Annotated in this window: 26 protein-coding genes; 10 read left to right on the top strand and 16 right to left on the bottom strand. The window is 73.1% G+C overall.

Translation table 11 applies throughout. The features are described 5' to 3' along the window. Positions 1 to 141: 141 nt before the first annotated feature. Together FHR36_RS13950 and FHR36_RS13945 are read right to left on the bottom strand one after the other, a co-directional pair. Positions 142 to 1,797 carry an RICIN domain-containing protein gene (locus tag FHR36_RS13950; protein WP_253796889.1) on the bottom strand — a complete coding sequence of 552 codons (1,656 nt, stop codon included), beginning with the start codon at positions 1,795 to 1,797 and terminating at the stop codon, positions 142 to 144. A gap of 274 nt (positions 1,798 to 2,071) precedes the next feature. After that, positions 2,072 to 2,311, bottom strand: coding sequence for a chaplin (locus FHR36_RS13945; protein WP_253796888.1), 240 nt, complete (start codon positions 2,309 to 2,311; stop codon positions 2,072 to 2,074). A gap of 246 nt (positions 2,312 to 2,557) precedes the next feature. On the opposite strand from FHR36_RS13945, the gene FHR36_RS13940 reads away from it, so the two are divergent. The 4 genes from FHR36_RS13940 to FHR36_RS13925 all read left to right on the top strand — a co-directional run bounded on the left by FHR36_RS13940 (position 2,558) and on the right by FHR36_RS13925 (position 4,198). Next, a complete protein-coding gene (locus tag FHR36_RS13940; RefSeq protein WP_253796885.1) occupies positions 2,558 to 2,809 on the top strand; it encodes a chaplin in 252 nt (83 codons plus the stop codon). A 293-nt stretch (positions 2,810 to 3,102) separates the two neighbouring features. Then, positions 3,103 to 3,345, top strand: a complete 243-nt coding sequence (locus FHR36_RS13935) for a chaplin (protein WP_253796883.1) — start codon at positions 3,103 to 3,105, stop codon at positions 3,343 to 3,345. A gap of 83 nt (positions 3,346 to 3,428) precedes the next feature. Further along, positions 3,429 to 3,689 (top strand): chaplin, encoded by a 261-nt coding sequence (locus FHR36_RS13930; RefSeq protein ID WP_253796881.1) that lies wholly within the window; start codon positions 3,429 to 3,431, stop codon positions 3,687 to 3,689. A gap of 119 nt (positions 3,690 to 3,808) precedes the next feature. Next, positions 3,809 to 4,198, top strand: a complete 390-nt coding sequence (locus tag FHR36_RS13925) for a hypothetical protein (protein WP_253796879.1) — start codon at positions 3,809 to 3,811, stop codon at positions 4,196 to 4,198. 173 nt (positions 4,199 to 4,371) lie between these two features. On the opposite strand, the gene FHR36_RS13920 is transcribed toward FHR36_RS13925, so the two are convergent. Continuing rightward, the gene (locus FHR36_RS13920) at positions 4,372 to 5,079 is read right to left on the bottom strand and encodes a hypothetical protein (protein ID WP_253796878.1); all 708 of its coding nucleotides are present in this window, start codon (positions 5,077 to 5,079) and stop codon (positions 4,372 to 4,374) included. A gap of 340 nt (positions 5,080 to 5,419) precedes the next feature. Here FHR36_RS13920 and FHR36_RS13915 point away from each other — a divergent pair, with 340 nt between their 5' ends. The 3 genes from FHR36_RS13915 to FHR36_RS13905 all read left to right on the top strand — a co-directional run bounded on the left by FHR36_RS13915 (position 5,420) and on the right by FHR36_RS13905 (position 6,732). Then, positions 5,420 to 5,764: a rodlet layer protein gene (locus FHR36_RS13915; protein ID WP_253796877.1), complete on the top strand. Its 345-nt coding sequence runs from the start codon at positions 5,420 to 5,422 to the stop codon at positions 5,762 to 5,764. Between the two features lie 154 nt (positions 5,765 to 5,918). Next, entirely contained in the window at positions 5,919 to 6,266 is a 348-nt protein-coding gene (locus FHR36_RS13910) for a rodlet layer protein (protein ID WP_253796876.1), read from the top strand. Between the two features lie 208 nt (positions 6,267 to 6,474). Further along, complete coding sequence (locus FHR36_RS13905; protein ID WP_253796875.1) at positions 6,475 to 6,732, top strand: hypothetical protein; 258 nt, start codon at positions 6,475 to 6,477, stop codon at positions 6,730 to 6,732. Positions 6,733 to 6,801: 69 nt separating this feature from the next. Here the strand turns inward: FHR36_RS13905 and hemB are convergent, their stop codons facing one another. From hemB to FHR36_RS13870, 7 genes are all read right to left on the bottom strand, one after another. Further along, the gene (gene hemB / locus FHR36_RS13900; protein WP_253796874.1) at positions 6,802 to 7,782 is read right to left on the bottom strand and encodes a porphobilinogen synthase; all 981 of its coding nucleotides are present in this window, start codon (positions 7,780 to 7,782) and stop codon (positions 6,802 to 6,804) included. A gap of 108 nt (positions 7,783 to 7,890) precedes the next feature. Further along, positions 7,891 to 9,507 carry a bifunctional uroporphyrinogen-III C-methyltransferase/uroporphyrinogen-III synthase gene (locus tag FHR36_RS13895; protein WP_253796873.1) on the bottom strand — a complete coding sequence of 539 codons (1,617 nt, stop codon included), beginning with the start codon at positions 9,505 to 9,507 and terminating at the stop codon, positions 7,891 to 7,893. Continuing rightward, the gene (hemC, locus tag FHR36_RS13890; RefSeq protein ID WP_253796872.1) at positions 9,504 to 10,478 is read right to left on the bottom strand and encodes a hydroxymethylbilane synthase; all 975 of its coding nucleotides are present in this window, start codon (positions 10,476 to 10,478) and stop codon (positions 9,504 to 9,506) included. Before hemC ends, FHR36_RS13895 begins: the two co-directional genes overlap by 4 nt. Positions 10,479 to 10,519: 41 nt before the next feature. Continuing rightward, positions 10,520 to 11,935: a glutamyl-tRNA reductase gene (locus FHR36_RS13885; protein ID WP_253796871.1), complete on the bottom strand. Its 1,416-nt coding sequence runs from the start codon at positions 11,933 to 11,935 to the stop codon at positions 10,520 to 10,522. 34 nt (positions 11,936 to 11,969) lie between these two features. After that, positions 11,970 to 12,833 (bottom strand): redox-sensing transcriptional repressor Rex, encoded by an 864-nt coding sequence (locus FHR36_RS13880; protein ID WP_253796870.1) that lies wholly within the window; start codon positions 12,831 to 12,833, stop codon positions 11,970 to 11,972. A gap of 101 nt (positions 12,834 to 12,934) precedes the next feature. Beyond that, the gene (locus FHR36_RS13875; protein WP_253796869.1) at positions 12,935 to 13,612 is read right to left on the bottom strand and encodes a 3'-5' exonuclease; all 678 of its coding nucleotides are present in this window, start codon (positions 13,610 to 13,612) and stop codon (positions 12,935 to 12,937) included. A 117-nt stretch (positions 13,613 to 13,729) separates the two neighbouring features. Then, a complete protein-coding gene (locus tag FHR36_RS13870) occupies positions 13,730 to 14,002 on the bottom strand; it encodes a glutaredoxin family protein (protein WP_253796868.1) in 273 nt (90 codons plus the stop codon). A gap of 106 nt (positions 14,003 to 14,108) precedes the next feature. Here FHR36_RS13870 and FHR36_RS13865 point away from each other — a divergent pair, with 106 nt between their 5' ends. The 3 genes from FHR36_RS13865 to FHR36_RS13855 all read left to right on the top strand — a co-directional run bounded on the left by FHR36_RS13865 (position 14,109) and on the right by FHR36_RS13855 (position 17,883). After that, positions 14,109 to 15,194: an HAD family hydrolase gene (locus FHR36_RS13865; RefSeq protein WP_253796867.1), complete on the top strand. Its 1,086-nt coding sequence runs from the start codon at positions 14,109 to 14,111 to the stop codon at positions 15,192 to 15,194. 457 nt (positions 15,195 to 15,651) lie between these two features. Next, positions 15,652 to 16,497, top strand: coding sequence for an ECF subfamily RNA polymerase sigma factor, BldN family (locus FHR36_RS13860; RefSeq protein WP_407660830.1), 846 nt, complete (start codon positions 15,652 to 15,654; stop codon positions 16,495 to 16,497). Positions 16,498 to 16,707: 210 nt separating this feature from the next. After that, positions 16,708 to 17,883, top strand: a complete 1,176-nt coding sequence (locus tag FHR36_RS13855) for a DUF5667 domain-containing protein (RefSeq protein WP_253796866.1) — start codon at positions 16,708 to 16,710, stop codon at positions 17,881 to 17,883. Positions 17,884 to 17,961: 78 nt separating this feature from the next. Here the strand turns inward: FHR36_RS13855 and FHR36_RS13850 are convergent, their stop codons facing one another. From FHR36_RS13850 to FHR36_RS13825, 6 genes are all read right to left on the bottom strand, one after another. Next, positions 17,962 to 18,966: a lysophospholipid acyltransferase family protein gene (locus tag FHR36_RS13850; protein WP_253796865.1), complete on the bottom strand. Its 1,005-nt coding sequence runs from the start codon at positions 18,964 to 18,966 to the stop codon at positions 17,962 to 17,964. Continuing rightward, a complete protein-coding gene (locus FHR36_RS13845; RefSeq protein WP_253796864.1) occupies positions 18,963 to 20,024 on the bottom strand; it encodes an NAD-dependent epimerase/dehydratase family protein in 1,062 nt (353 codons plus the stop codon). Before FHR36_RS13845 ends, FHR36_RS13850 begins: the two co-directional genes overlap by 4 nt. Positions 20,025 to 20,254: 230 nt before the next feature. After that, on the bottom strand, positions 20,255 to 20,404 hold the full coding sequence (locus FHR36_RS13840) for a 30S ribosomal protein bS22 (RefSeq protein WP_425338519.1): 150 nt from the start codon (positions 20,402 to 20,404) through the stop codon (positions 20,255 to 20,257). Positions 20,405 to 20,478: 74 nt separating this feature from the next. Continuing rightward, positions 20,479 to 20,688, bottom strand: a complete 210-nt coding sequence (locus tag FHR36_RS13835) for a helix-turn-helix domain-containing protein (RefSeq protein WP_253796863.1) — start codon at positions 20,686 to 20,688, stop codon at positions 20,479 to 20,481. Positions 20,689 to 20,804: 116 nt separating this feature from the next. Further along, positions 20,805 to 21,656: a phosphatase gene (locus FHR36_RS13830; RefSeq protein ID WP_253796862.1), complete on the bottom strand. Its 852-nt coding sequence runs from the start codon at positions 21,654 to 21,656 to the stop codon at positions 20,805 to 20,807. Next, positions 21,653 to 22,840, bottom strand: a complete 1,188-nt coding sequence (locus FHR36_RS13825) for an acetoin utilization protein AcuC (RefSeq protein WP_253796861.1) — start codon at positions 22,838 to 22,840, stop codon at positions 21,653 to 21,655. The genes FHR36_RS13830 and FHR36_RS13825 overlap by 4 nt, the downstream gene beginning before the upstream one ends. Between the last annotated feature and the right edge of the window lie 26 nt (positions 22,841 to 22,866).

The raw sequence follows: 22,866 nt of genomic DNA, 5'->3' as shown, positions 1-22,866 counted from the left end.
CAGCCCGGGGTCCGCCGCCGGGGCCCGGCGCGTGGACGCCGGGCCGGACGGGTGCCGTCCGTGGTGCGGAAGGCGTCCGTCCGGCCCGGCGGTGGGGGGATCCGGGGACCCCAGCTGCCCCGAATCCCCCGGTCGGGGGGCTCAGCCGTGCAGGTACACGATGCCGAGCTTGGTGAGCTGCCAGTGCTGGGCGGCGGCGCCGGTGTCGGTGGCGAGCTCGACGTACGGGTTGCCGTCGGCGACGGTGCTGGAGGGGGCGAGGACCATGGTCGGATCCTGCGAGTCGGCGATCTTCCAGGTGCCGTCACCGACCGCGGTGATGATCCAGTGCTGGTTGCCTCCGCCGTTGCAGCGCCACTGCTCCAGCCGGGTGCCGGGGGCGGTGGCGGTACCGGTGGCGTCCAGGCACATGCCCCGGTTGCCACTGAAGTCCAGCTCGTAGCTGCCGCCGGCCTTGGCCTCGAAGACGAAGGACTGGTTCAGCCCGCCGGTGACCGGATAGGTGATGGCGGACCGGCCGTTGGTGGAGTCGCCGTAGGTGCCGCCGCCGCTGAAGTCCAGGGCCCTGCCGTCGGCGGCGTTGGTGAGCTGGTACCAGGCGCCGTCCTCGGGCCGGTCGGGGAAGGGCTTGCCCGGGGTCAGCGGTTCGATGGAGGTGGTGTTCTGCTGGTTGAGCGTGCAGAACGCCTGGGGCAGGCCGGGCTGCTGGAAGAACTGGGCCAGGCAGGTGCCCTCGCCCCGGTAGCCGGCCACCCGCAGGTGGTACGACTGGCGCACCATGTTCATGCACACGCCGGGGATGCCGATCTCCGAGTCGCAGCCGTTGCGGGTCTTCTCGGAGAGGTCGATGACGTCGCCGTTGGTGTACTCGTACGGCGAGCTGGTCCATTCGGCGCACACCTCGTGGCCGTAGGAGACCCGGCGCTGGTCGAGGTAGCGGACGCCGGGAACCTTGGTGGCGGCCTGCCGGACGGCGTCGCTGAACAGCGGGACGACGTAGTTGTGGCCCCAGGCGAGGTCCTCGGGGAAGGCCGGACAGCCGTCGGCGATCTTGCCGACGTAGTCGTTGCGCCGGATGTCCGGGGTGATCGGGGTGAAGTACGACTGGTAGACCAGCTGGTACGAGGAGTCGTCGTAGCCGGCCTTGCGCATGGTGTTGCGGATGTTCGTCAGGGCCGCGGTCACCTTGGGCTTGACCCGTTCGGCGCGCTGGGCGATCTCAGCGCTGCCGATGGTGTCGCGGCAGCCCTGGTCCTTGGGGATCGGGAAGTACTGCACCAGGCAGTTCATCATGATCCCGGCGAAGTCGAAGTCGTCGTTGGCGCCGATCGTGACGACGACCATCTTGACGTCGTACTTCCCCGCGGTCTGGGCGAGTTGGACGTCCTGCTTGGGCTCGCCGAAGTCGCCGCTGCCGGATCCGGTGATCTTCGCCAGCTCGGGGTCGCTGACCAGGTCGCCGGTCTGCGCGCCGGAGCAGGCGAGGTCGACGGGGGTGACCCCGCCGAGGCCGGTGACGAAGATCTCCGACTTGGTGGAGCGGTGGCAGTAGTTGGTGGGGGTGTCGGTGCCGGGGACGTAGTCGTCGCCGGTGTCGGTGCCGGCGCCCTCGCCGGAGATGGCGCTGTCGCCGAGGGCGACGACCGCGGCGGGCTTGCCGGCCGAGGGCGAGGCGGCCGCGGCGGTGGAGGCGCCGGTGAGGCCGCCGCCGAGGCCGAGTGCGGCAAGCAGGGCGGCCGTGGCGAGCAGGGCAGACGGCCTGGATCCGGGCATGCCTGCCCGCGGTGACCTGGTCACTCATGACTCCTTGCAGGGTGGGGGTCCGCCGGTGCAGGCCGACGGCGCGGAGCATGGGTTGAACATGAGCCAGGCTCACATAATAGGTACTGACAGGTAATGCAACAAGACTCGTGACGCCTTCACCGCACCGGAGTTGTCCGCACAACCCGGGTCCGGCCGCAACCGACCGGGGCACGCAAAAGAGCCGCCGCCCGCGCCCCAGGAGGGGAGAGGCGGGGCGGCGGCCCTGATGTGCGGGATCGACCGGCAGGTCGAACGGAGATCCGTCCGGTCAGCCGACGTTGGCGCAGGAGTTGCCGAACGCGGGGTTCAGCAGGCCGATCACGTCGATGGAGTTGCCGCAGACGTTGACCGGGATGTGCACCGGAACCTGAACGGCGTTGCCGGACAGCACACCGGGGGAGCCGGCCGCGACGCCCTCGGCACCGGCGCTCGCCATGGCGGTGCCGGCACCAGCCGCGACGATGCCGACGACAGCGGCGCCGACCGCGGCAGCCTTCTTGACGCTCATATGAGTCTCCTCGATAAATCAGATCTTCCCATTGCCGCGCACCGAGGCTCAGCACGGAAGCGCACAGGGCGTGCACCACGGGCAACGAGACCTCCCGGGCCGGGTTGCGCCCGCCCCCCGACATTCACCCGTCCGGAGCAATCCAGGCATTCGGGTGATCGCGACATCAGCCCGTTTCCCCCCGAGCCGTGCCTCGTTCTTCCTGGCGAAACCCGCTCCACCCCGCAGAAGAAATGAGACTGCATCATGCGCAAGCTCGCCTACGGCGCGTTCGGCACCGCGGCCGCCGCGGCCCTGCTCCTCGGTGCCGCCGGCGCGGCCTCGGCCCACGGCGCCCACGGCGCGTCGGCCGAGGGCGTCGCCGCCGGTTCGCCCGGTGTGCTGTCCGGCAACCTCATCCAGGTGCCGGTCCACGTTCCGATCAACCTCTGCGGGAACACCGTGGACGTGATCGGCGTCCTGAACCCGGCGTTCGGCAACTCCTGCCTGAACGCCTGACGGGCCGACGGGTCCACCTGGACGCACCCGTTCGGGCGGACCGGCTCCGCTGACCCCAGGATGACGCAGCAACTCTCCTGGCCGCGCCGATGTGCGACCTTTGCCCGGCCGTGCGAGAAAAGTCGTCAGGCGCACACGAAATGCGGCCCGCCTCGCCCAATCCACGGGCGACACGCGCCAGATGGGCCGCGTGAGTGACAATCACGGCGCATCCCAAATTCATCGGGCGATAATGCTATTTCGCCCGGCACCCGACCATTCACGAGTCGGGCAGAAATCGGAGGAAGAAACCCATGCGCAACTTCAAGAAGGCCGCGGTCCTGACCATCGCCGCCGCCGGTCTGGCGTTCGGCTCGGCCGGCGTCGCCGCCGCGTCCTCGACCGCCGAGGGCGTCGCCGCCAACTCCCCCGGCGTGCTCTCCGGCAACCTGATCCAGGTGCCGGTGCACATCCCGGTCAACGTCTGCGGCAACTCGATCAACGTGATCGGCCTGCTGAACCCGGCCTTCGGCAACCACTGCGCCAACATCGGCTGACTCAGCGCGAGCTGACGCGCCGCACCGTGCCCGGCACGGTGCGGCGCACCCCTCCCCGTGTGTGATCTAGGAGATCTACCCCCATGCAGAACGTGAAGAAGGCCGCCATCCTCTCCGCCGCTGCCGCCGGCCTGGTGATGGCCGGTGCCGGTGTCGCCAACGCCGGCGCCGAGGCCGAGGGTGTCGCCACGAACTCGCCCGGCGTGGTGTCCGGGAACCTGGTGCAGGTTCCGGTCCACGTCCCCGTGAACGTCTGCGGCAACTCCATCGACGTCGTCGGCCTGCTGAACCCCGCGTTCGGCAACTCCTGCGCCAACGTCGACCTTCCGGACGACGACTGCTGACCGGTTCGCTGATCGGCACCCCGCACATCTGCTGCCCCTCGGCCCACCGGCCGGGGGGCAGTGGGCGTATCGGCAGGCGCCCCTCCTCACCCGACCCGACCCCACCGAAGGATGCTCCGATGTCTCGCACGACCACCGGCGCGGGCGCGCTGGCGGCCCTCGGCGCGGCGATGCTGCTGAGCGGCGTCACCGCCCAGACCGCCCAGGCCGCCGAGGACCGGCTCGCCGACCTCCCGATGCCCACCACCCATCTGCAGAACACCGACCCCACCCAGGCGGTCGGCGGCACCACCGCCGCCCTCGGCTACGCCGTCGCGCCGCTGAAGGGCCTGCGGCTCGACCCGTGGGCCAACTCCTCCGCCGACGTGCTCAACAACGGCGTCGCGGTGCAGCCGGACAACGGGATGGCCCCGGTCGCGAGCTCGGCCCTGACCGGGCCGCTGAGCGGCGGCGGCGGCGCCAAGGACCTGCCGCTGGCCGGTTCGCTGCTGGGCGTCCTGCCGGGCTGAGCCGGACGCCGACCAGGACGCAGAGCCGGACGCCACGGAGCCCGGCGCCCCCGCGGGGGTGCCGGGCTCACGCGTGCCGGGAGTTCACCGGGCCACCGGCGTACGGACCGCCGGTCGGGTGCGGGCCGACCGGGTACGATCCGCCGGACCGGGATCCGTGAGTCCGCGATCCGTCAGACCGCGTTCCGGTCCAGCGCCGAGCCGACCGTCTCGACGGGCTCCGCCTGGTCCAGGATCCCGCCGACCGTGCCGGTGGTGGTCGCGGTGAGGTTGCGCACCGAGTCGGTGACCGAGAGCTTCTGGTCCGGGCCGCCGAGCTCGGCCTTGGCGCCCGGGACGGCCTGCACCGGGCCGGTCACCACGTGCGGGTCGACCTGGTCGAGCGAGAGCGCGGCGTCGGCGAGCTGGCCGCTCTGGCCCTGGACGAAGGAGACCGGACGGCCGATGCCCAGCGCCGGGCTGGCCAGGTTGAGCGGCGCGGCCGGCGCGTCCAGGCCGAGGGTGCCCAGGTCGGCGGAGTGGTCGGCGGCGGGCAGCGGCAGGCTGGCGCCCAGCGACGGCCCCTCCTTGCCGCCGTTCAGCGCGGGCAGGATGTGCGCCGGGATCGGCTGCGAGGGGTCCTCGTTGGTCTCGGTGGGCGGCATCAGCGGCGAGGTGGGGACCGAGCCGTGGATCTCACCGCCCTCGGGCAGCAGCGGGACCTGCGAGGTCGCCGCGCCGAGCGGAATGGTGTACGGCACCTCCTGGTGGCCGAGTTGGTTCTCGATGGCCGCCACCTCAGCGGGGGTCTTCGGGGCGGCGTGCGCCAGGCCCTGGGTGCTCGCGACGCCGGCGCCGACCGCCAGCAGCAGGGCACCGGTCGCCCGCTTGGAGAGCTTCATGCTGTTCACCGTTCTGTGCGTGGCTGATGCGTGGGCACCCTGCCTGAACGAGCCACCGGCGGACGGGATAGCACCAGGTAACCGGAACGGCCTAATAATCCGACCGCAATGTGCGCACCAAGAGAGATCGTCGACGATTTTCCCGGAGATCCCGTAACTTTCCCGCCCGCCGCTCTTTGATCCGGACGTCGCAGACGAGACGGGTTGCGGAGCGGATCGCGAATCCCCTCCAACGGGCTAACAACCACCGGCCCGACTTCTCGTTGAGTGCGGTGGACGGAAGAAGTACACAGCCCGTCGCGACCGGCCGGGCAACAGCATTTCAGAGAGGTATCTCCCCATGCTCAAGAAGACTTTCGCGTCCGTCGGCATGGCTGCCGCTGCCCTGGCCGCGGCGTCCGCCCCCGCCGGCGCCATCGCCAACTCGGACGGCTCGGCCGCGTCCATCCAGGGCAACGGCGGCACCAACGCCACCGGCACCTGGGGCAACCACAGCCCGAACTTCCACTTCTTCGACAACCCGAACGTCTGCCTCCCGGAGATCCACAACATCGGCGTCGGCATCCTCGGCGTCGCTGTCCCGGTCGAGGTGGACGCTCTCAACAACCAGCCCAAGCAGACCTGCGTGGTCGGCGAGGGCACCGTCGGCAGCGGCGACGGCGGCGTCAGCCACCTGGTCGGCTGACGTCCCGTCACTGCCCCGCGGCCCGCGGAGCCCCCGCTCCGCGCGGCCGCACCGACCCGGTCCGCTCCCCCGGCCGGTTCGGCCAACCGCCCAGTTCGAGCCACGAGTTGGGCCACTGCTCCACCTCCATCAGATCCGAAAAGGAACTCCAGAGATGATCAAGAAGGCTCTCGCCGCCGCCGGTATCGCCGCCGCCGGCCTCACCATGGCCGCCTCCCCCGCGATGGCGATCGCCGACTCCGACGGCTCGGCCGCCTCGGTCCAGGGCAACGGCGGCACCAACGCCACTGGCACCCAGGGCAACCACAGCCCCAACTTCCACACCCTGGACAACCCGAACCTCTGCCTGCCGGAGGTCCACAACATCGGTGTCGGCGCGATCGTCGGTCTCGCGATCCCGATCGAGGCCAACGTCCTCAACAACAACCCGGAGCAGACCTGCGTCGTGGGCCAGAACACCCTGGGCAGCGGCGACGGCGGCGTCAGCCACCTGATCGGCTGATCACCGCAGCACAGTCGGCCGCCGGGTTCGGGGGGAGCAACCCCCCGGGCCCGGCGGTTTTTCGTCTGCGACCCCGCCCCGGCGCCCCAAGGACCGTTCGTCCGCGGCGCGTACGGGTGACAGGCCGCGGGCCCGGCGCGTACTCCGCACCCGCGGGCGCGCCGTGTGATCACGTGTAGATCATCCCCTTTTCCAGAGAGGACCACTGATGAACAGCAAGCTGGGCAAGGTCGTTCTGACGGCGGTCGCGGCGCTGGCCGTCGCCGGCATCTCCGCCCCCGCCTACGCGCACGTGGACGCGGGCGGCGCGGCCGAGGGCGTGGCCACGGCCGACGAGCCCTTCGTGGCGTTCCACGAGGCCGGCTTCGCCGAGACCGACCACATCTTCACGGCCGGCCACAAGTGGGGCTGGGCGACCTCCACGGCGACCGGTGGCGGCGCCGCGGGCATCATCCACATCGGCTGACGCCCTGACAGACCGAAGGCCGGGCCGCCCTGGGCGGCCCGGCCTTCCGGTGAGTTCGGTCGAGCGGTGTCAGCCGAGCATCCGGGCGGCCTCGACCGCCCAGTAGGTGAGGATCTGGTCGGCGCCGGCCCGGCGGATCGAGGTGAGCGTCTCCAGGATGATCCGCTCGCGGTCCACCCAGCCGTTGGCCGCGGCGGCCTCGACCATCGCGTACTCGCCCGAGACCTGGTACGCGGAGACCGGCACCGGGGAGGCGTCGGCGACCTGCCGCAGGATGTCCAGGTACGCCATCGCGGGCTTGACCATCACCAGGTCGGCGCCCTCGGCGAGGTCCTGCTCCAGCTCGCGCAGCGACTCCCGGGCGTTGGCCGGGTCCTGCTGGTACGACTTGCGGTCACCCTTGAGCGAGGAGCCGACCGCCTCGCGGAACGGGCCGAAGAACGCCGACGCGTACTTGGCGGTGTAGGCGAGGATGCCGGTGTCCTGGTGGCCGGCCTCGTCCAGCGCCCGGCGGACCACACCGATCTGGCCGTCCATCATGCCGGACGGGCCGACCAGGTGGACGCCCGCGTCCGCCTGCACGACCGCCATCTCGGCGTACCGCTCCAGGGTGGCGTCGTTGTCCACGCTGCCGTCCGCGGCGAGCACGCCGCAGTGGCCGTGGTCGGTGTACTCGTCCAGGCACAGGTCGGACATGACGACCAGCTGGTCGCCGACCTCGGCGACCACGTCGCGGATCGCCTGCTGCAGGATGCCGTCCGGGTTGGTGCCCTCGCTGCCGATCGCGTCCTGCACCTCGGGCACGCCGAACAGCATGATGCCGCCCAGGCCCGCCTCGGCCGCCTCCACGGCCGCCCGGCGCAGGGTGTCCCGGGTGTGCTGGACCACGCCCGGCATCGAGGTGATCGGCTTCGGCTCGCTGATGCCCTCGCGGACGAAGGCGGGCAGGATCAGCTCGGCCGGGTGCAACCTGGTCTCGGCGACCAGCCGACGCATCGCCGGGGTGGAGCGCAGCCGGCGGGGACGGACGTACGGGAATTCGGCGGACATGCCTTCTCTCCTCTGCGGACTCCCAGGGGCGCGGGGAACCGCGCGCGCAACCGTGCACCTTCGGGGTGCCCGGTCGCGCAGTTCCCCGCGCCCCTGGGACGACGCGAACTAGCGGGCGGCCTTGCGGCGCGACCCGGGTCGGCGCTCGCTCGGCCGGTAGACCGGCTCACCGGCCGCGACCGCGGCGTCCCGGCGACCGGCTCCGAAGTCTGCCAGGGCCTGTGCCAGGGCGGACGCCGACGGGGCCGGAGCCATCACGTCGACCCGCAGGCCGTGCTCCTCGGCGGTCTTGGCGGTGGCCGGACCGATGCAGGCGATGATGGTGACGTTGTGCGGCTTGCCGGCGATGCCGACCAGGTTCCGCACGGTGGAGGACGAGGTGAACAGCACCGCGTCGAACCCGCCGCCCTTGATCGCCTCGCGGGTCTCGGCCGGCGGCGGCGAGGCGCGCACCGTGCGGTACGCGGTCACGTCGTCGACCTCCCAGCCGAGCTCGACCAGGCCGGCGACCAGGGTCTCGGTGGCGATGTCGGCGCGCGGCAGCAGGACGCGGTCGATCGGGTCGAACACCGGGTCGTACGGCGGCCAGTCCTCCAGCAGGCCCGCGGCGGACTGCTCGCCGCTCGGCACCAGGTCGGGCTTGACGCCGAAGTCGACCAGGGCCTGCGCGGTGGTCTCGCCGACCGCGGCGACCTTGATGCCGGCGAAGGCGCGGGCATCCAGGCCGTACTCCTCGAACTTCTCCCGGACCGCCTTGACGGCGTTGACCGAGGTGAAGGCGATCCACTCGTAGCGGCCGGTGACCAGGCCCTTGATGGCCCGCTCCATCTGCTGCGGGGTGCGCGGCGGCTCCACCGCGATGGTGGGCACCTCCTGCGGCACCGCGCCGTACGAGCGCAGCTGCTCGGAGAGGCCGTGGGCCTGCTCCTTGGTCCGCGGGACGAGGACGTTCCAGCCGAACAGCGGCTTGGTCTCGAACCACGAGTGCGAGGCCCGGTGGGCGACCTGGTCGCCCACCACGGCTATCACCGGGGTGGCCGGGTCGACCGGGGCCGACACCGGGGAGGGCAGCACCCGGGCCGCCTTGAGGTCGGCGGCGATGGTGGCCAGCGTGGAGGTGAAGGTGCGCTGGCGGGTGGTGGTGCCGGAGAGGGTCGCGGACAGCGCCGACTCGGGCTTTCGGCCGTTGGCCACCAGCGCGTTGGCGGTGGCCGGCAGCTGACCCAGGGTGGTACGGACGACCAGGGTGGTCTCCGGGGCGCCGAGGTCGACCTGCTGGCCGGAGAGCAGCGCGGCGGCGTCCACGAAGCGCAGGTCGGCGCCGTGGCTGCCGCGCAGCGGGACGCCCGCGTAGGCGGGGACACCGACCGACTGGGCGACACCGGGGATCAGCTCGAACGGGATGCCCGCCCGGGCGCAGCAGAGCATCTCCTCGGCGGCGCAGCCGTCCAGGCCGGGGTCGCCGTCGACGGTGCGGACCACGTGCTTGCCGGCGCGGACGGCGTCCGCGACCAGCTTGGCCACGTCGAGGTCGTTCTCCTCGGCGGGGTGGTGCACCTGGACGCCGGCCGGGCAGTGCGAGCGGACCGCGGCGGCGGTCATCGGGTCGGCGATCAGCACGTCGGCGGTGGTGAGCACGTCGACCGCGCGCAGGGTGAGCAGCCCGGGGTCACCGGGGCCGGCGCCCAGGAAGCTGCAGCGGCCGGCGTTAGAGGTGGCGGTCATCGCGCGCGCTCCCCCATCAGGTTGGCCGCTCCGGAGTCGAGCAACCGAGTGGCGAGGGCGCGGCCCAGGGCCGCGGCCTGCTCCTCGGCGCTCTCGTCCAGGACGAGCGGGCCGTTGGCGGTCTTCTTCAGCAGCGTGGCGCCGTCGGGGGTGCCGACCACGCCTTCCAGCCGCAGTTCGGTGCCCTGCCAGGTGGCGAGCGCCGCGACGGGGGCGGAGCAGCCGGCCTCCAGGGTGGCCAGCAGGGCGCGTTCGGCGACCACGGCGGCCCGGGTGGGCAGGTGGTCGAGGGCGCTCAGCTGCTGGGCGAGGGCGGGGTCGACGCACTCGACGGCGAGGGCGCCCTGGCCGGGGGCCGGGAGCATCAGCTCGGGGTCGAGGTGGTCGGTGATCTCCGCGGCGCGGCCGAGCCGGTTGAGGCCGGCGGTGGCCAGCAGGACGGCGTCGAGCTCGCCGCCCGCGACGTAGCCGATCCGGGTGTCCACGTTGCCGCGGATGGCGACGGTCTCCAGAGCGGCGCCGCGGGCCGAGGCCCAGGCGTTGAGCTGGGCCATCCGGCGCGGGGAGCCGGTGCCTATCCGGGCGGGGTGACCGGCGAGCTTCTCGACCAGCTGCTCGAGGGTGAGGCCGTCGCGGGCGACCAGGGCGTCGCGGACGTCCTCGCGCTCGGGCACGGCGGCCAGCAGCAGGCCGGCGGGGGTGGCGGTGGGCAGGTCCTTCAGCGAGTGGACGGCCAGGTCGATCCGGCCCTCCAGCAGTGCGTCGCGCAGGGCCGAGACGAAGACGCCGGTGCCGCCGATCTGGGCGAGCGCCTCGCGGGAGGTGTCCCCGTAGGTGGTGATCTCGACCAGTTCCACGGGACGGCCGGTGACCCGGGAGACCTCCCGGGCGACCATGCCGGACTGGGCCATGGCGAGTGCGCTGCGGCGGGTGCCGAGCCGCAGGGGCGTCGCTGACTCTTGACCATTCATGTGGGGATCGTCCTGGTCGTGCTGGTGGGGGGACTGGTGGTTCATCTGGTCGCTCCGGCGGTGGGCGCGGCGCCGGTGTCGGCCGGACCCCTGCTCATTTCCGGCAGGGCGCCCGCCGGGATCGACGCCCCGGTCTGGGTGCCGATCGGGGTGCCGGAGACAGCCTGCACCGCCGCGGGGTCCAAGTCGAACAATTCGCGCAGCGCTTCCGCGTAGGAGGCGCCGCCGGGCTCGGCCGCGAGCTGCTTGACCTTGACGGTGGGCGAGTGCAGGAGCTTGTCGACCACCCGCCGGACGGTCTGGGCGATCTCGGCGCGGGAGCGCTCGTCCAGGTCGGGCAGGCGGGACTCCAGGCGGCCGAGCTCGCTGCTGACCACGTCGGAGGCCATCGAGCGGAGCGCCACCACGGTGGGGGCGATCCGGGCGGCGCGCTGGGCCTGGCCGAAGGCGTTGACCTCGTCGGCGACGATCCGGGTGACCGCGTCGACGTCGCCGGCGCCGGGGGTGGCGGCGTGCGCGTGGGAGAGGCTCTCCAGGTCGACCAGCAGGGCGCCGGGCAGGCCGTGCACCGCGTGGTCGACGTCGCGCGGCATGGCCAGGTCGAGGAAGGCCAGCGGGGCCGTCACCGCTCGCAGGCCGCCGGTCCGGGCGGCGACCGCGGCGGCCACCTCGGGGGCGTTGATCACGGTGCCGGCCGCGCCGGTGCAGGAGATCACCAGGTCGACGTCGGCCAGCGTCTCGGGGACCTTGGCGAAGTCGACGGTACGGGCGCCGCCGCCGAGGATCTCGGCCAGCCGCTCGGCGCGGACGGCGGTGCGGTTGGCGATCAGCAGGTCGGTCACGCCGCTGCGGGCCAGGGTGGCGGCGGCGAGCGAGCTCATCGAGCCGGCGCCGACCACCAGGGCGCGCTTGCCGGCGATCTCCCCGGCGCCCGCGGCGATCTGCTCCAGGCCGAAGGTGACCAGCGACTGGCCGGCCCGGTCGATGCCGGTCTCGCTGTGGGCGCGCTTGCCGACCCGCAGGGCCTGCTGGAACAGCTCGTTCAGGCCGCGGCCCGCGGTGTGCTCGTCCTGGGCCTTGGCCAGGGCGTCGCGCAGCTGGCCGAGGATCTGGCCCTCGCCGACCACCATCGAGTCCAGGCCGCAGGCCACCGAGAAGAGGTGATGGACGGCGCGGTCCTCGTAGTGGACGTACAGGTGGGCGGTGAGCTCGTCCAGGTCGACGCCGCTGTGCCGGGCCAGCAGCAGGGAGAGCTCGGCGACGCCGGCGTGGAACTTGTCCACGTCCGCGTAGAGCTCGATCCGGTTGCAGGTGTTGACCAGGGCGGCCTCGCCGACGGTCACGGCGGCGGCGGCGTCGTGCAGCAGGCGGGTCGGGGTCTCGCCGGTGAGCGCGGCGCGCTCCAGCACACCGACCGGTGCGGTGCGGTGACTGAGGCCGACAACCAACAAGCTCATGACTGTCCCCCTGCTGCGATACAGGAATTGTGCTTCACGCCGGCATCACCGCGGAGAGGTCGCCCTCGGTGCCCTGGGCGGTCTTGCCCTTGGCCTGCTCGGCCTTGGCGGTGCCGCCGGCGGCACGGCGGAGCTTGGCGGCGGCGGCGCGGACCGGGCCGGGGGCGCGGTCGAGGACCGAGTCGCCGGCGCCGGGCTCGTCGCCGGCCTTGCGCTGCTCGTGGAAGGCGAGGATCTGGAGCTCTATCGAGAGGTCGACCTTGCGCACGTCCACGCCGTCCGGGACGGTCAGCACGGTCGGGGCGAAGTTCAGGATGCTGGTGACGCCCGCCTCGACCAGCCGGTCGCAGACCTGCTGGGCGGCGCCGGGCGGCGTGGTGATGACGCCGATCGACACCTGCTGGGCGGTCACGATGTCCTCGAGCTCGTCCATGTGCCGCACCGGGAGTCCGGCCGCGGTGGAGCCGACCACCGCCGGGTCGGCGTCCAGCAGGGCGGCCACCCGGAAGCCACGGGAGGCGAACCCGCCGTAGTTGGCGAGCGCGTGGCCCAGGTTTCCGATGCCGACGATGACGACCGGCCAGTCCTGGGTGAGACCCAGCTCACGGGAGATCTGGTAGACGAGGTACTCGACGTCGTAGCCGACCCCGCGGGTGCCGTACGAGCCGAGGTAGGAGAAGTCCTTGCGGAGCTTGGCCGAGTTGACCCCGGCGGCCGCGGCGAGCTCCTCGGAGGAGACGGTCGGCACCGAGCGCTCGGACAGCGCGGTCAGCGCCCGCAGATAGAGCGGCAGCCGGGCCACGGTCGCCTCCGGGATTCCCCGGGCACGCGACGGGCGGCGCGCGGCGCCCGCGTCGGGCGTCTGCGAACTGCTTGGAGTGGATCGGCCGATTGCCACGGTGCTCCCGAGGGTGAAGCTGGGCTTTGGCAGCCAGGCTATGTGTTTGTGAACGTGTGCACAAAGATGGTGTCCGTTTTGTCCCGGCACAGTGACACGCATCACTCGCCGCCGGTGGCGGTCAGCGACGGTCCGGGGTACCCGGCGTCGTGCGGCGACCGGTGAGCCGGCAGCTCGCGGCGGACCAGCGGCACCGGCCGCTCCTCGCCCAGCGAGCGGGCCCGGGCCAGCCGGGGCCACGGCACCGCGGCCGCGGCGGGCAGCTCGGCGGGCGGGGTCGCCACGGCGCCCAGGCAGTGCCGCAGCAGGTCGGCGGTGGCCCGGGCGTCGCCGAGCGCGGTGTGGGCGGGGTACGGGCCGAATCCGGCCGCCGCCGCGCACGCGGCCAGGCCCCAGCCGACCGCCTCGGGCAGCCGGTCGCGGGCCATCCGCATGGTGCACAGCAGGGGGACGGGCGGCAGCGCGACCCCGATCCGGGCGAACTCGCGGTCGAGGAAGGCGTGGTCGCAGGTGACGTGGTGGCCGACCAGCACCCGGCCGGCCAGCAGGTCCAGCAGTTGGGGGGCGACCTCGCGGAAGCGCGGGGCGCCGACCACGTCCTCCTGCGCTATCCGGTGCACATGGGTCGGACCGACCGGTCCCACCGGGTCGATCAGGGTGGCGAACTCGCCCTCCGGGCGCAGCCGGGCGTCCAGCAGCACCACCGCGACCTCCACCACGCGGTGGCGCCAGGGGCTTCGGCCGGAGGCCTCGACGTCGACGACGGCATAGCCGGTCATCGCGCCCTCCTTCTGCAGGCAGCCCCCGGCGGACACGGACAGCACGGATCGTAGACCGACGGTTCACCCGGGCGTAAGCCGGAACTCACCGAGGTGAGCAAACGCACTCGCCCGGGATCAGGCCCCCAGCGCCGTACGCAGGCGCTTCTCGTCCACCCGCCAGAAGTCGTGCTGGCGCCCGTCGACCAGGGTGACCGGGATCTGCTCCCAGTACTTCTCGTACAGTGCCTCGTCCTGGAGGATGTCCTTCTCCTCGAAGGCGGCCCCGAGTTCGCCGGTGACCTTGAGGATCACCGTGCGGGCCTCGTCGCACAGGTGGCAGCCGGGCTTGCCGATCAGCGTCACGGTGGACTCGGCCGGGTTCTTCTTCTCGCGTCGCAGCAGGCTCACCGGGCCATTGTGCCGTGCGCCGCCCGCACACCCGCCGCATCCCGTTAACCGCCGCTGCACACCGCCGTCACGGGATCCGACGTCCCGGCTGGCTATGCTCGGTGCCATGGCCGCGCTGCGAAGGCTCACCCGGACATGGCGTTCCCCCGACGAGCGGACCGCCCTGGCGGGCGAGGCCGCGGCCGACGCGGCCGAGCTGGACCTGGCCGCCGTGACCGCTCCGGCGTCCGGGCCGCCGATCGGCGGGCCGCGGCCGGCCGACGAGGCGGGGCCGACCGAGGACACCGGAGCGACCGGGGACGCGCAGTCCGCCGACGGCCCGGCGCCGGCCGGGGCCGTCGAGGAGCCCGACCGCCCGGTGAAGGCCGCGAAGCCGCCGAAGGCGCCCGTGGAGGACCACACCCCCACCCCCGGCGACCCGCACGCCGCCGCCTTCTTCGACTGCGACAACACGATCCTGCGCGGCGCCGCGATCTTCTACCTCGGCGTCGGCCTGTACCGGCGGAAGTTCGTCACCCGGCGCGACGTCGCCCGGTTCGCCTGGCAGCAGGTGTCGTTCCGGGTGCTCGGCGCCGAGGACCCGGCGCACATCGCCGACGCCCAGGACACCGCGCTCGGCCTGGTGGCCGGCAAGCGGACCGCCGACCTGGAGCGGATCTGCGAGGAGATCTTCGAGCCGGTGCTGGCCGAGAAGATCTGGCCCGGCACCCGGGCGCTGGTCCAGATGCACCTGGACGCCGGGCAACGGGTCTGGCTGGTCACCGCCGCCCCGCAGGAGGTGGCCCGGATCATCGCCCGGCGCCTGGGCATGACGGGCGCGCTCGGCACGGTGGCCGAGACGGTGCACGGCGAGTACACCGGCCGACTGGTCGGCGGGCTGCTGCACGGTCCCGCCAAGGCCGCCGCGGTGCAGGCGCTGGCCCGCCGCGAGCAGCTGGACCTGGCGCGCTGCGCGGCGTTCAGCGACTCGGCCAACGACATCCCGATGCTGGGCCTGGTCGGCCACCCGTACGTGATCAACCCGGACGCCCAGCTGCGCCGGCACGCGCGGGCGATGGGCTGGCGGGTGCGGGACTTCCGGACCGGGCGCAAGGCGGCCCGGATCGGGGTGCCGGCCGCGGTCGGGCTCGGCGCGCTGGCCGGTGCGACGGCGATGGCGGTGGCGCTGCACCGCCGCCGGCGGACCGCCTGAGGACCGCCCTGGCCCGAGGGCGTCAACCGGCCGTCCGGCCAACCACCCCGCGGGTGGTTCCTGCTCACACCATGGTGTGAATCCACCCTCCCCCACCGGCCTTTCGCTCCGGACCGCGCGTGACCGGAACCGATCGTTCGGCAACTGGGGAAAGTCAGGGGTTACGGATCACCAGGGCTGGGAAGCTGCACCGTTCGCCGAGAAACCGGTCACTCCCTGCGCACAACTGATCACGTTGCGCCGGATGGATGGCGACAACTTCGATCAGTGACAGGTGAATATGCGCAAGAAGTGGACCTCTGACGACCACTTCGACCACAGGGTGTAGCGGTCATTGCACAAAGCGTTATTCTCTCCTGGATGCACGCCGCCCCGCGACCCGGTGACGGGAGGTCAATCGGCGTGCTCTCCGCGCAGGCGGAGGTGATCCGTCCACAGTTCTGCCTCTGGGAGTCCCGTGTACCCACCCGTCCGGAACGACGCGCCTGCCACCTCCCGCCCACAGGCCGCCACCCTGCGCCGGGGTGCGCGCCTGGACCGGCTGTGGGCCGCGATCCGCGAGTTCGAGCTGCTCGCGGCCCCCCGCCCCGCCGTGGCCGGTGCCGCGTTCGCCTCCCCCGTCCCCCACCCCCAGCGTCCGGGCACCCTGCTGCGCTCCACCGCCGCGGGCGCCGCCGGCACCCGGAGCCGCTCGACCGTCGGCGGCAGCACCCGCGGCCGCTCCAGGACCGCCCCCAGCCCCGGCTTCGAGACCGAGCACAACCCGATCGTCGACCTGGTCGAGCGCGCCCAGAACGGCGAGAGCGAGGCCTTCGGCCGGCTGTACGACCACTACTCCGACACCGTGTACCGGTACATCTACTACAGGGTCGGCAGCCGGGCCACCGCCGAGGACCTCACCAGCGAGACCTTCCTGCGCGCGCTGCGCCGGATCGGCACCTTCACCTGGCAGGGCCGGGACTTCGGCGCCTGGCTGGTCACCATCGCCCGCAACCTGGTCGCCGACCACTTCAAGTCCAGCCGCTTCCGGCTGGAGGTCACCACCGGCGAGATGCTCGACTCCAACGAGTGCGAGCGCAGCCCGGAGGAGTCCGTCCTGGAGTCGCTGTCCAACGCGGCGCTGCTGGAGGCCGTCCGCCGGCTCAACCCGCAGCAGCAGGAGTGCGTCACGCTGCGCTTCCTGCAAGGCCTCTCGGTGGCCGAGACGGCCCGGATCATGGGCAAGAACGAGGGCGCCATCAAGACCCTCCAGTACCGCGCGGTGCGGACCCTGGCCCGTCTGCTGCCGCCCGACGCCCGGTGAGCGCGTGAATCCTCGCGGGACATCCGACGGACCGTCACCGGTGCCGGGCGTAACCGACCGCCGACACCGCTCGTTGGCCAGCGTGCAATCCGCCACCGGGCCTGCAGTCAAGCGGGATTCAGACCTGTCACCCGATGGTGTGGTTTCGGCTCGCCGGAGCAACCGTCCGGCGGGCCACGGTGTCGAAAACGACGAAGGGAGGTGTGGCCCGTGACGGCAAACGTGCTGGAGCACCGGCGGGCGAAGGCCTTCGCCGAGGCGCTGGAGGCCCACCAGGCAGAGAACGGGAGCACCGGCTCGCACCGGGGCGGCTCCGCCGCGATGGCCGAGCTGCTGGCTCTGGCCGACACGCTCGGTGGGCTGCCCGAGCCCGAGCTGGCGGCGGAGACCCGGGCGGTCCAACGCGCCCAGCTGATGGCCGCGTTCGAGCAGCAGTGGGCTGGTGGCAGCCCGACCGCGGTGCCCCGCCAGCGCACCCACCGGGCGGCCCACGGGGCCCGTCGCACCCGCTGGGGCCGCCGGCTGGTGATCGGCGGTCTGGTCGGTGCGTTCGCCGTCGGCAGCTTCGCCGGTGCCGCCGCCGCATCCACCGGCGCCCTCCCCGGGGACGCCCTGTACGGCATGAAGCGCGGCCTGGAGGGGCTCCGGCTGGACTGGGCGGACACCGACGCCGAACGCGGCGCCCTGCTGCTGCAGCAGGCCTCCACCCGGCTCGACGAGGCGCAGTCCCTGCTCGGTCGCGCCCAGTCGCCGGACTCGCTGAGCCCGGCCACCGTGGAGCAGGTCCGCCGCGCGCTGGACGACCTGCACGCCGAGGCGCTGCGCGGCCGCGACCTGCTGCGCTCGGTCTACCGCTCGAACGGCTCGCTGGCGCCGATGCAGCAGCTGGCCGGGTTCGCCGGGGCGCAGGACGGGCGGTGGACGGCGATGCAGAGCCGGCTGCCGTCCGGGCTCGCCCCGCAGGCCGGCAAGGTCGACCGGCTCTTCGACGACATAAGCGAGGACGTCGCGCCCCTCCACCTGGAGGAGCCCGCCGGACACGGCGGCACCTCCGGCGACGGGGCGGCGGGCGGCGACCAGCAGTCCCCCGGTGCGAGCAGCGGCGGCACCGCGCCCGGCGGCAGCCAGCGCGGCCCGTCCGGCGGCCCCGCCTCGGGCGGGACGGGCAGCACCGGCGGCTCCGCCCCGAGCAGCGCGCCGGGCCTCGGCAACCTGCTGGGCGGGCTCACCGGCAACCTCCCGGCCGGTGCCACGCCGACCCCGAGCGCCGGCCAGCCGAGCACCGGGGCGACACCGGCTCCGTCCGGTTCGCCGAGCCCGGACGGCCAGGGGCTGACCATCCCGCCGCTGATCCCGGGCCTGCTGCCGGGGCTCACCCTCGGCTAGCGGCACGCACGGTCGAGGGGCGCGCGGATCGGCCCGCGCGCCCCTCGACCGTCCCGGCTCCGGTTCTCGAAGCTCGACTCAGAAGAAGACCGAGCGCCGCTGCACCAGCAGCTTGTACAGGGTGTGCTGGATGGTCTCCCGGACCTGGTCGGTCAGGTTGAACACCAGCATCGGGTCGTCCGCCGCCTCCGGCGCGTAGCTGTCGGTCGGGATCGGCTCGCCGAACTGGATCGTCCACTTGGTCGGCAGCGGCACCGCTCCGAGCGGGCCCAGCCACGGGAAGGTCGGCGTGATCGGCACGTACGGCAGCCCGAGCAGCCGGGCCAGCGTCTTGAAGTTGCCGATCATCGGGTAGGTCTCCTCGGCCCCGACGATCGAGCAGGGCACGATCGGCACCCCGGCCCGCAGGGCGGAGGCGACGAAGCCGCCGCGGCCGAAGCGCTGCAGCTTGTAGCGCTCGGCGAAGGGCTTGCCGATGCCCTTGAAGCCCTCCGGCCAGACCCCGACCACCTCGCCGCGCTCCAGCAGCGCCTGGGCGTCCTCGTTGCAGGCCAGGGTGTGCCCGGCCTTGCGGGCCACTTCGCCCACCACCGGCAGGACGAACACCAGGTCGGCGGCGAGCATCCGCAGGTGGCGCCGGTGCGGGTGGTGGTCGTGGATGGCGACCTGGGTCATCAGGGCGTCCAGCGGCACCGTCCCGGAGTGGTTGGCGACGATCAGCACGCCGCCCTCGGCCGGGATGTTCTCGATGCCGCGGACGTCGATCCGGAAGTACTTCTCGGCCATCGGGCGCAGCAGCGAGAGGAAGACCTCCTCGGTCAGCTCCTCGTCGAAGCCGAAGTCGTCCACCTCGTAGTCGCCGGTGATCCGCCGCCGCAGGAAGCCCAGGCCGTTGGCGGCCTTCGCCTCCCAGCCCTTGCCGAACACCCGGGTCGCGGTGGCGCCGAGCTGTCCGGCCAGCGCGCCGCCGACCGCGTCGGCGATCCGGTCGGCGAGGCCGGGGGTGGGCCCGTGCCAGCTCGGCGCGGACTCGATCGGGATGACCTTGGCCGCGCCGGCGGCCTGCTTGCTGGCGGCTGTCATCGCGGTCCGGGCTCCTCGGTGTGGGTGGGGCGGGGCTCGCCGAGCAGGGCGGCCAGCCGGTCGGTGACGGCGGTGAGCCGTTCGGGCGGCAGCAGGCCGGCCGGCTGGGCGGCGGCGAAGTCGGCGAAGGCCTCGGGGGTGGTGTACCTCGGGGTGTACCCGAAGGTCTCGCGCAGCTGCCCGGTGGCGACCACCCGGCCGTGGGTGAGCAGCTGGATCTGCTCCTGCGACATGTCGGCCAGCCGGGTCTGCCGGACCAGGCCGGCGACCAGGCCGAGCGCGGGTCGCAGCAGCGGGACGGTGGGCCGGCCGAGCCGCCGGGCGCACTGGGAGAGCAGCAGGACGCCGTCACCGGCGACGTTGAAGGTGCCGATGTTGGTGGTGCCGGGGCGCGGGTCGAGGGCGGCCAGGCGGAGCACCTCGACGGCGTCGTCCTCGTGGACGAACTGCAGCCGGGGGTCGTAGCCGAGCACGGTGGGCAGCAGCGGCAGCGCGAAGTAGGCGCTGAGCGGGGTGTCGCCGGTCGGGCCGACGATGTTGGCGAAGCGCAGCACGCTCACCGCGACGTCGGGGCGGCGGCGGGCGAAGCCGCGGACGTAGCCCTCGACCTCGGCGGCGTCCTTGGCGAATCCGCCGGCCGGGAGGTCCTTGGGCTGCATCCGCTCGCCGAACACGGCGGGGTCGCGCGGGGCGGAGCCGTACACGGCGGTGGTGGACTTCACCACCAGGCGGCGCAGTCCGGGGGCCTTCTGGCAGGCGCCGAGGAGCTGCATGGTGCCGATGACGTTGGTCTCCTTGACCGCGGCGCGGCCGCCGTGGCCGGTGGCGCTCACGTTGAGGTGGACCACGGTGTCGATGTCGTGCTCGGCGATCACCCGGGCGATGGCGGGGCGGCGCAGGTCGACCAGGCCGAAGTGGACGCCCGGCGGCAGCTCGGCCGCGGGGGGCTGGACGTCGACGGCGACCACCCGGTCGACGCCGGGCTGCCCGGCGATCTCGGCGGCGAAGCGGGCACCCAGGTGGCGTGCCACGCCGGTGACGAGCACGACCTTGCCCACGAGTCCGCGTCCTCCTCGGTTCCGCCCTGACCTGCACCGTACCGTGCCCGCCTTTCGGGCGGGTAAAAGCCACGTCCGGTCCGGGAAACGGACGCCGGAAAACGGGTGCCGGAAAACGGGTGCCTGGCAACGGGTGGCGGGAATCCGCCGCCGGAAAACGACCACTGCCCGCCCCGGGACTCCGGAACGGGCAGTGGCGGACACCTGGCACGCGAGGCGCCGTGGGTGCGTTACTTCTTGTTGCGACGCTGCACGCGAGTGCGCTTGAGAAGCTTGCGGTGCTTCTTCTTGGCCATACGCTTGCGACGCTTCTTGATGACAGAGCCCACGGAACATTCCTCGCTCACTCGGACCCGCGCCCGTGAGAGACGGGAGTCCATACGACTGACGGAGGCCTTAGCCTACCCTCCATGCCGCGTTTGCCGTAATCGGTGCCCCTGGTTACGTGTCCGGCCTACGCGCTCTGCAGCCGCACGTAGGACTCCTCCAGGTACTCGTGGACCTTCTGCTCGGGAACGCGGAACGAGCGGCCGACCCGGATGGCCGGAAGCTCACCGCTGTGCACCAGGCGGTACACCGTCATCTTCGACACCCGCATGACCGCGGCCACTTCGGCCACGGTCAGGAAGACGACATCCTGCAGAGGGCGTTCGCCGGAACTCATGACCTCACCCGACCCTTACCCGTGTGCAAGGCACCGGCTTCCCCTCCGGTGACTCCACCGGCACACGTGTATCCCCAGAGTAGTTATGGGTGGTACCAGTGGGAAGAGGGGGAAGCTCAGGCTTTGTACGGTGCGAGATCCGCCTGTTGCAGTACGTAGTCGCTCAGCGGTCTGTAGGAGGCGGGCGCAGACCCGTCGTCCACCGGGACCACCACCGCCACCGCGCCCTCGGCCTCGCCGACGAACGGGGCCACGTCGTTGCAGTCCGCCAGGCCACCCGCGGGGATGCCCAGCCGGCCTGCGCCGCAGAGCCAGCCGTGGTCGCCCAGCAGCAGGTCGGGCGGGGTGTGTCCGGCCTCGGCGAGGGCCGTCAGGGCGAGCCGGACGGGCTGCGCGGAGTGGGTGTGCAGCAGTTCGCCGGAGCCGATTCTGCCGCGCGCGTCGGCGCCGTCAAGGGACCTGACCGCGGTGACCGCGCCGACCTGGTCGAGCACCCGGGTGCGGTCGCCGTCCGGAGTCGGCTCACGGAAGCGCAGGCCGCGCGCGGGGGTGCGCACGGTGCAGCCCGCCGCTTCGAGCGCCCGCGCGAGCGCCCCGTGGAAGCCGGCCAGCTTGAGCGGGTGGCCGGTGCCGACCAGCACGCTGCCGCGGGCGTCGGCGGTGCGGCGGAGCAGGGCGGCCAGCCGGTCGAGGCCGGCCAGGGTGAGCTCGGGGTCGATGGTGTCCGGCCCCTCGGTGTACCGGGGGTCGGGGTCGACGCCGACCCGCTCCGCCATCAGCGCCAGCACCGCGTCCTCGTCCCAGGCCCGTTCCGGGTCGAGGCCCATCAGCGCCTTGGGGTCGCGCTGGGCGAAGAGCCGGTAGTGGCGGAGGTTGTTCTGCCGCGGGGTGGGCACGGCCGGGCCGGCCAGCCGGGTGCGCAGCAGGTGGGCCCGCAGGGCGTCGCGGCCGGCCGCGACCCGGGTCACGGGATCAGCCCGTGGTGCGGGAGGACGGCCCGGCGGGTGGCCAGGATCGCCTGGTCGAGCCGGTCGCCGGGGTCGTAGCCGCCGTCGTGGAAGTCCTTCCAGTCCGGGACGACGCCGTCGGTCATCCGCAGCGGGGCCGACTGCCGGGTGCGCCGGAAGACTTCCGCCCGCCAGTCCGCCGGGGTCTCGGTCTCCGGGTCGACCGGGCGCCCGGCGGCGGTCGCCACCAGGTGCGTCCACGCCCGGGGGACGACGTCCACCACCGCGTACCCGCCGCCGCCGGTGGCGACCCAGCGGCCCTCGCAGTGCTCGTGGGCGAGCCGGTGCATCGCCTCGGCGACCACCCGCTGGGCGTCCAGGCTGACCGCGAGGTGGGCCAGCGGGTCCTCGACGTGGGTGTCCGCGCCGTGCTGGCTGACCAGCACCTGCGGGCGGAACGCCGCCAGCAGCTCCGGCACCACCGCGTGGAAGGCGCGCAGCCAGCCCGCGTCGCCGGTCCCGGCCGGCAGCGGCAGGTTGGCCGCGGTGCCCGGAGCGTCGGGGCCGCCGGTCTCGGTGGCCCAGCCGGTCTGCGGGAAGAGGGTGGCGGGGCTCTCGTGCAGCGAGACGGTGAGCACCCGGGGGTCGTTCCAGAACACCTGCTGGACGCCGTCGCCGTGGTGCACGTCCACGTCCACGTACGCGACCCGCTCCGCGCCCAGCTCCAGCAGCCGGGCGATGGCCAGCGCCGGGTCGTTGTAGACACAGAAGCCCGACGCCTGGCCGGGCATCGCGTGGTGCAGGCCGCCGGCGAAGTTCACCGCGTGCCGGGCCTCGCCGCGCCACACCGCCTCGGCGGCGGCCACCGACTGGCCGGCGATCAGCGCGGACGCGGTGTGCAGGCCGGGGAAGGCCCAGTTGTCGTCGGTGCCGAGGCCGTGCGCCGGGTCCGGGCGGTCGGGGTCGGCGGCGACCCGCTTCACCGCCTCGACGTACTCGGCGGTGTGCACCAGCCGCAGCGTCGAGTCGCCGGCCGCCGGCGCCGAACGGACCGTCACCCCGGGGGACGCCGACACGCCCAGCGACTCGATCAGCCGCATGGTCAGCGCCAGGCGGGTGGGGTCCATCGGGTGTCCGGGCCCGAAGTCGTAGCCGGTCTCGGCCTCGTCCCAGAACAGTTGCAGGCCACAGTCGGTATCGGGCATGGGCCCACCGTATCGGGTACGGGCAT

This window comes from Kitasatospora cinereorecta, from assembly GCF_024172095.1.
GTDB lineage: Bacteria > Actinomycetota > Actinomycetes > Streptomycetales > Streptomycetaceae > Kitasatospora > Kitasatospora cinereorecta.
Note: the sequence above shows the minus strand (reverse complement) of the source record. Positions and strands in the feature narration are given on the sequence as shown.

What these genes read in the sequence shown, in the direction of transcription:
- FHR36_RS13840 (WP_425338519.1), bottom strand. Translation starts at nt 20,404, where the DNA reads ATGGACTCCCGTCTCTCACGGGCGCGGGTCCGAGTGAGCGAGGAATGT.
- FHR36_RS13920 (WP_253796878.1), bottom strand. Translation starts at nt 5,079, where the DNA reads ATGAAGCTCTCCAAGCGGGCGACCGGTGCCCTGCTGCTGGCGGTCGGC.
- FHR36_RS13930 (WP_253796881.1), top strand. Translation starts at nt 3,429, where the DNA reads ATGCAGAACGTGAAGAAGGCCGCCATCCTCTCCGCCGCTGCCGCCGGC.
- FHR36_RS13935 (WP_253796883.1), top strand. Translation starts at nt 3,103, where the DNA reads ATGCGCAACTTCAAGAAGGCCGCGGTCCTGACCATCGCCGCCGCCGGT.
- FHR36_RS13885 (WP_253796871.1), bottom strand. Translation starts at nt 11,935, where the DNA reads ATGAGCTTGTTGGTTGTCGGCCTCAGTCACCGCACCGCACCGGTCGGT.
- FHR36_RS13825 (WP_253796861.1), bottom strand. Translation starts at nt 22,840, where the DNA reads ATGCCCGATACCGACTGTGGCCTGCAACTGTTCTGGGACGAGGCCGAG.
- FHR36_RS13925 (WP_253796879.1), top strand. Translation starts at nt 3,809, where the DNA reads ATGTCTCGCACGACCACCGGCGCGGGCGCGCTGGCGGCCCTCGGCGCG.
- FHR36_RS13940 (WP_253796885.1), top strand. Translation starts at nt 2,558, where the DNA reads ATGCGCAAGCTCGCCTACGGCGCGTTCGGCACCGCGGCCGCCGCGGCC.
- FHR36_RS13915 (WP_253796877.1), top strand. Translation starts at nt 5,420, where the DNA reads ATGCTCAAGAAGACTTTCGCGTCCGTCGGCATGGCTGCCGCTGCCCTG.
- FHR36_RS13945 (WP_253796888.1), bottom strand. Translation starts at nt 2,311, where the DNA reads ATGAGCGTCAAGAAGGCTGCCGCGGTCGGCGCCGCTGTCGTCGGCATC.
- FHR36_RS13895 (WP_253796873.1), bottom strand. Translation starts at nt 9,507, where the DNA reads ATGACCGCCACCTCTAACGCCGGCCGCTGCAGCTTCCTGGGCGCCGGC.
- FHR36_RS13910 (WP_253796876.1), top strand. Translation starts at nt 5,919, where the DNA reads ATGATCAAGAAGGCTCTCGCCGCCGCCGGTATCGCCGCCGCCGGCCTC.
- FHR36_RS13875 (WP_253796869.1), bottom strand. Translation starts at nt 13,612, where the DNA reads ATGACCGGCTATGCCGTCGTCGACGTCGAGGCCTCCGGCCGAAGCCCC.
- FHR36_RS13865 (WP_253796867.1), top strand. Translation starts at nt 14,109, where the DNA reads ATGGCCGCGCTGCGAAGGCTCACCCGGACATGGCGTTCCCCCGACGAG.
- FHR36_RS13905 (WP_253796875.1), top strand. Translation starts at nt 6,475, where the DNA reads ATGAACAGCAAGCTGGGCAAGGTCGTTCTGACGGCGGTCGCGGCGCTG.
- hemB (WP_253796874.1), bottom strand. Translation starts at nt 7,782, where the DNA reads ATGTCCGCCGAATTCCCGTACGTCCGTCCCCGCCGGCTGCGCTCCACC.
- hemC (WP_253796872.1), bottom strand. Translation starts at nt 10,478, where the DNA reads ATGAATGGTCAAGAGTCAGCGACGCCCCTGCGGCTCGGCACCCGCCGC.
- FHR36_RS13835 (WP_253796863.1), bottom strand. Translation starts at nt 20,688, where the DNA reads ATGAGTTCCGGCGAACGCCCTCTGCAGGATGTCGTCTTCCTGACCGTG.
- FHR36_RS13850 (WP_253796865.1), bottom strand. Translation starts at nt 18,966, where the DNA reads ATGACAGCCGCCAGCAAGCAGGCCGCCGGCGCGGCCAAGGTCATCCCG.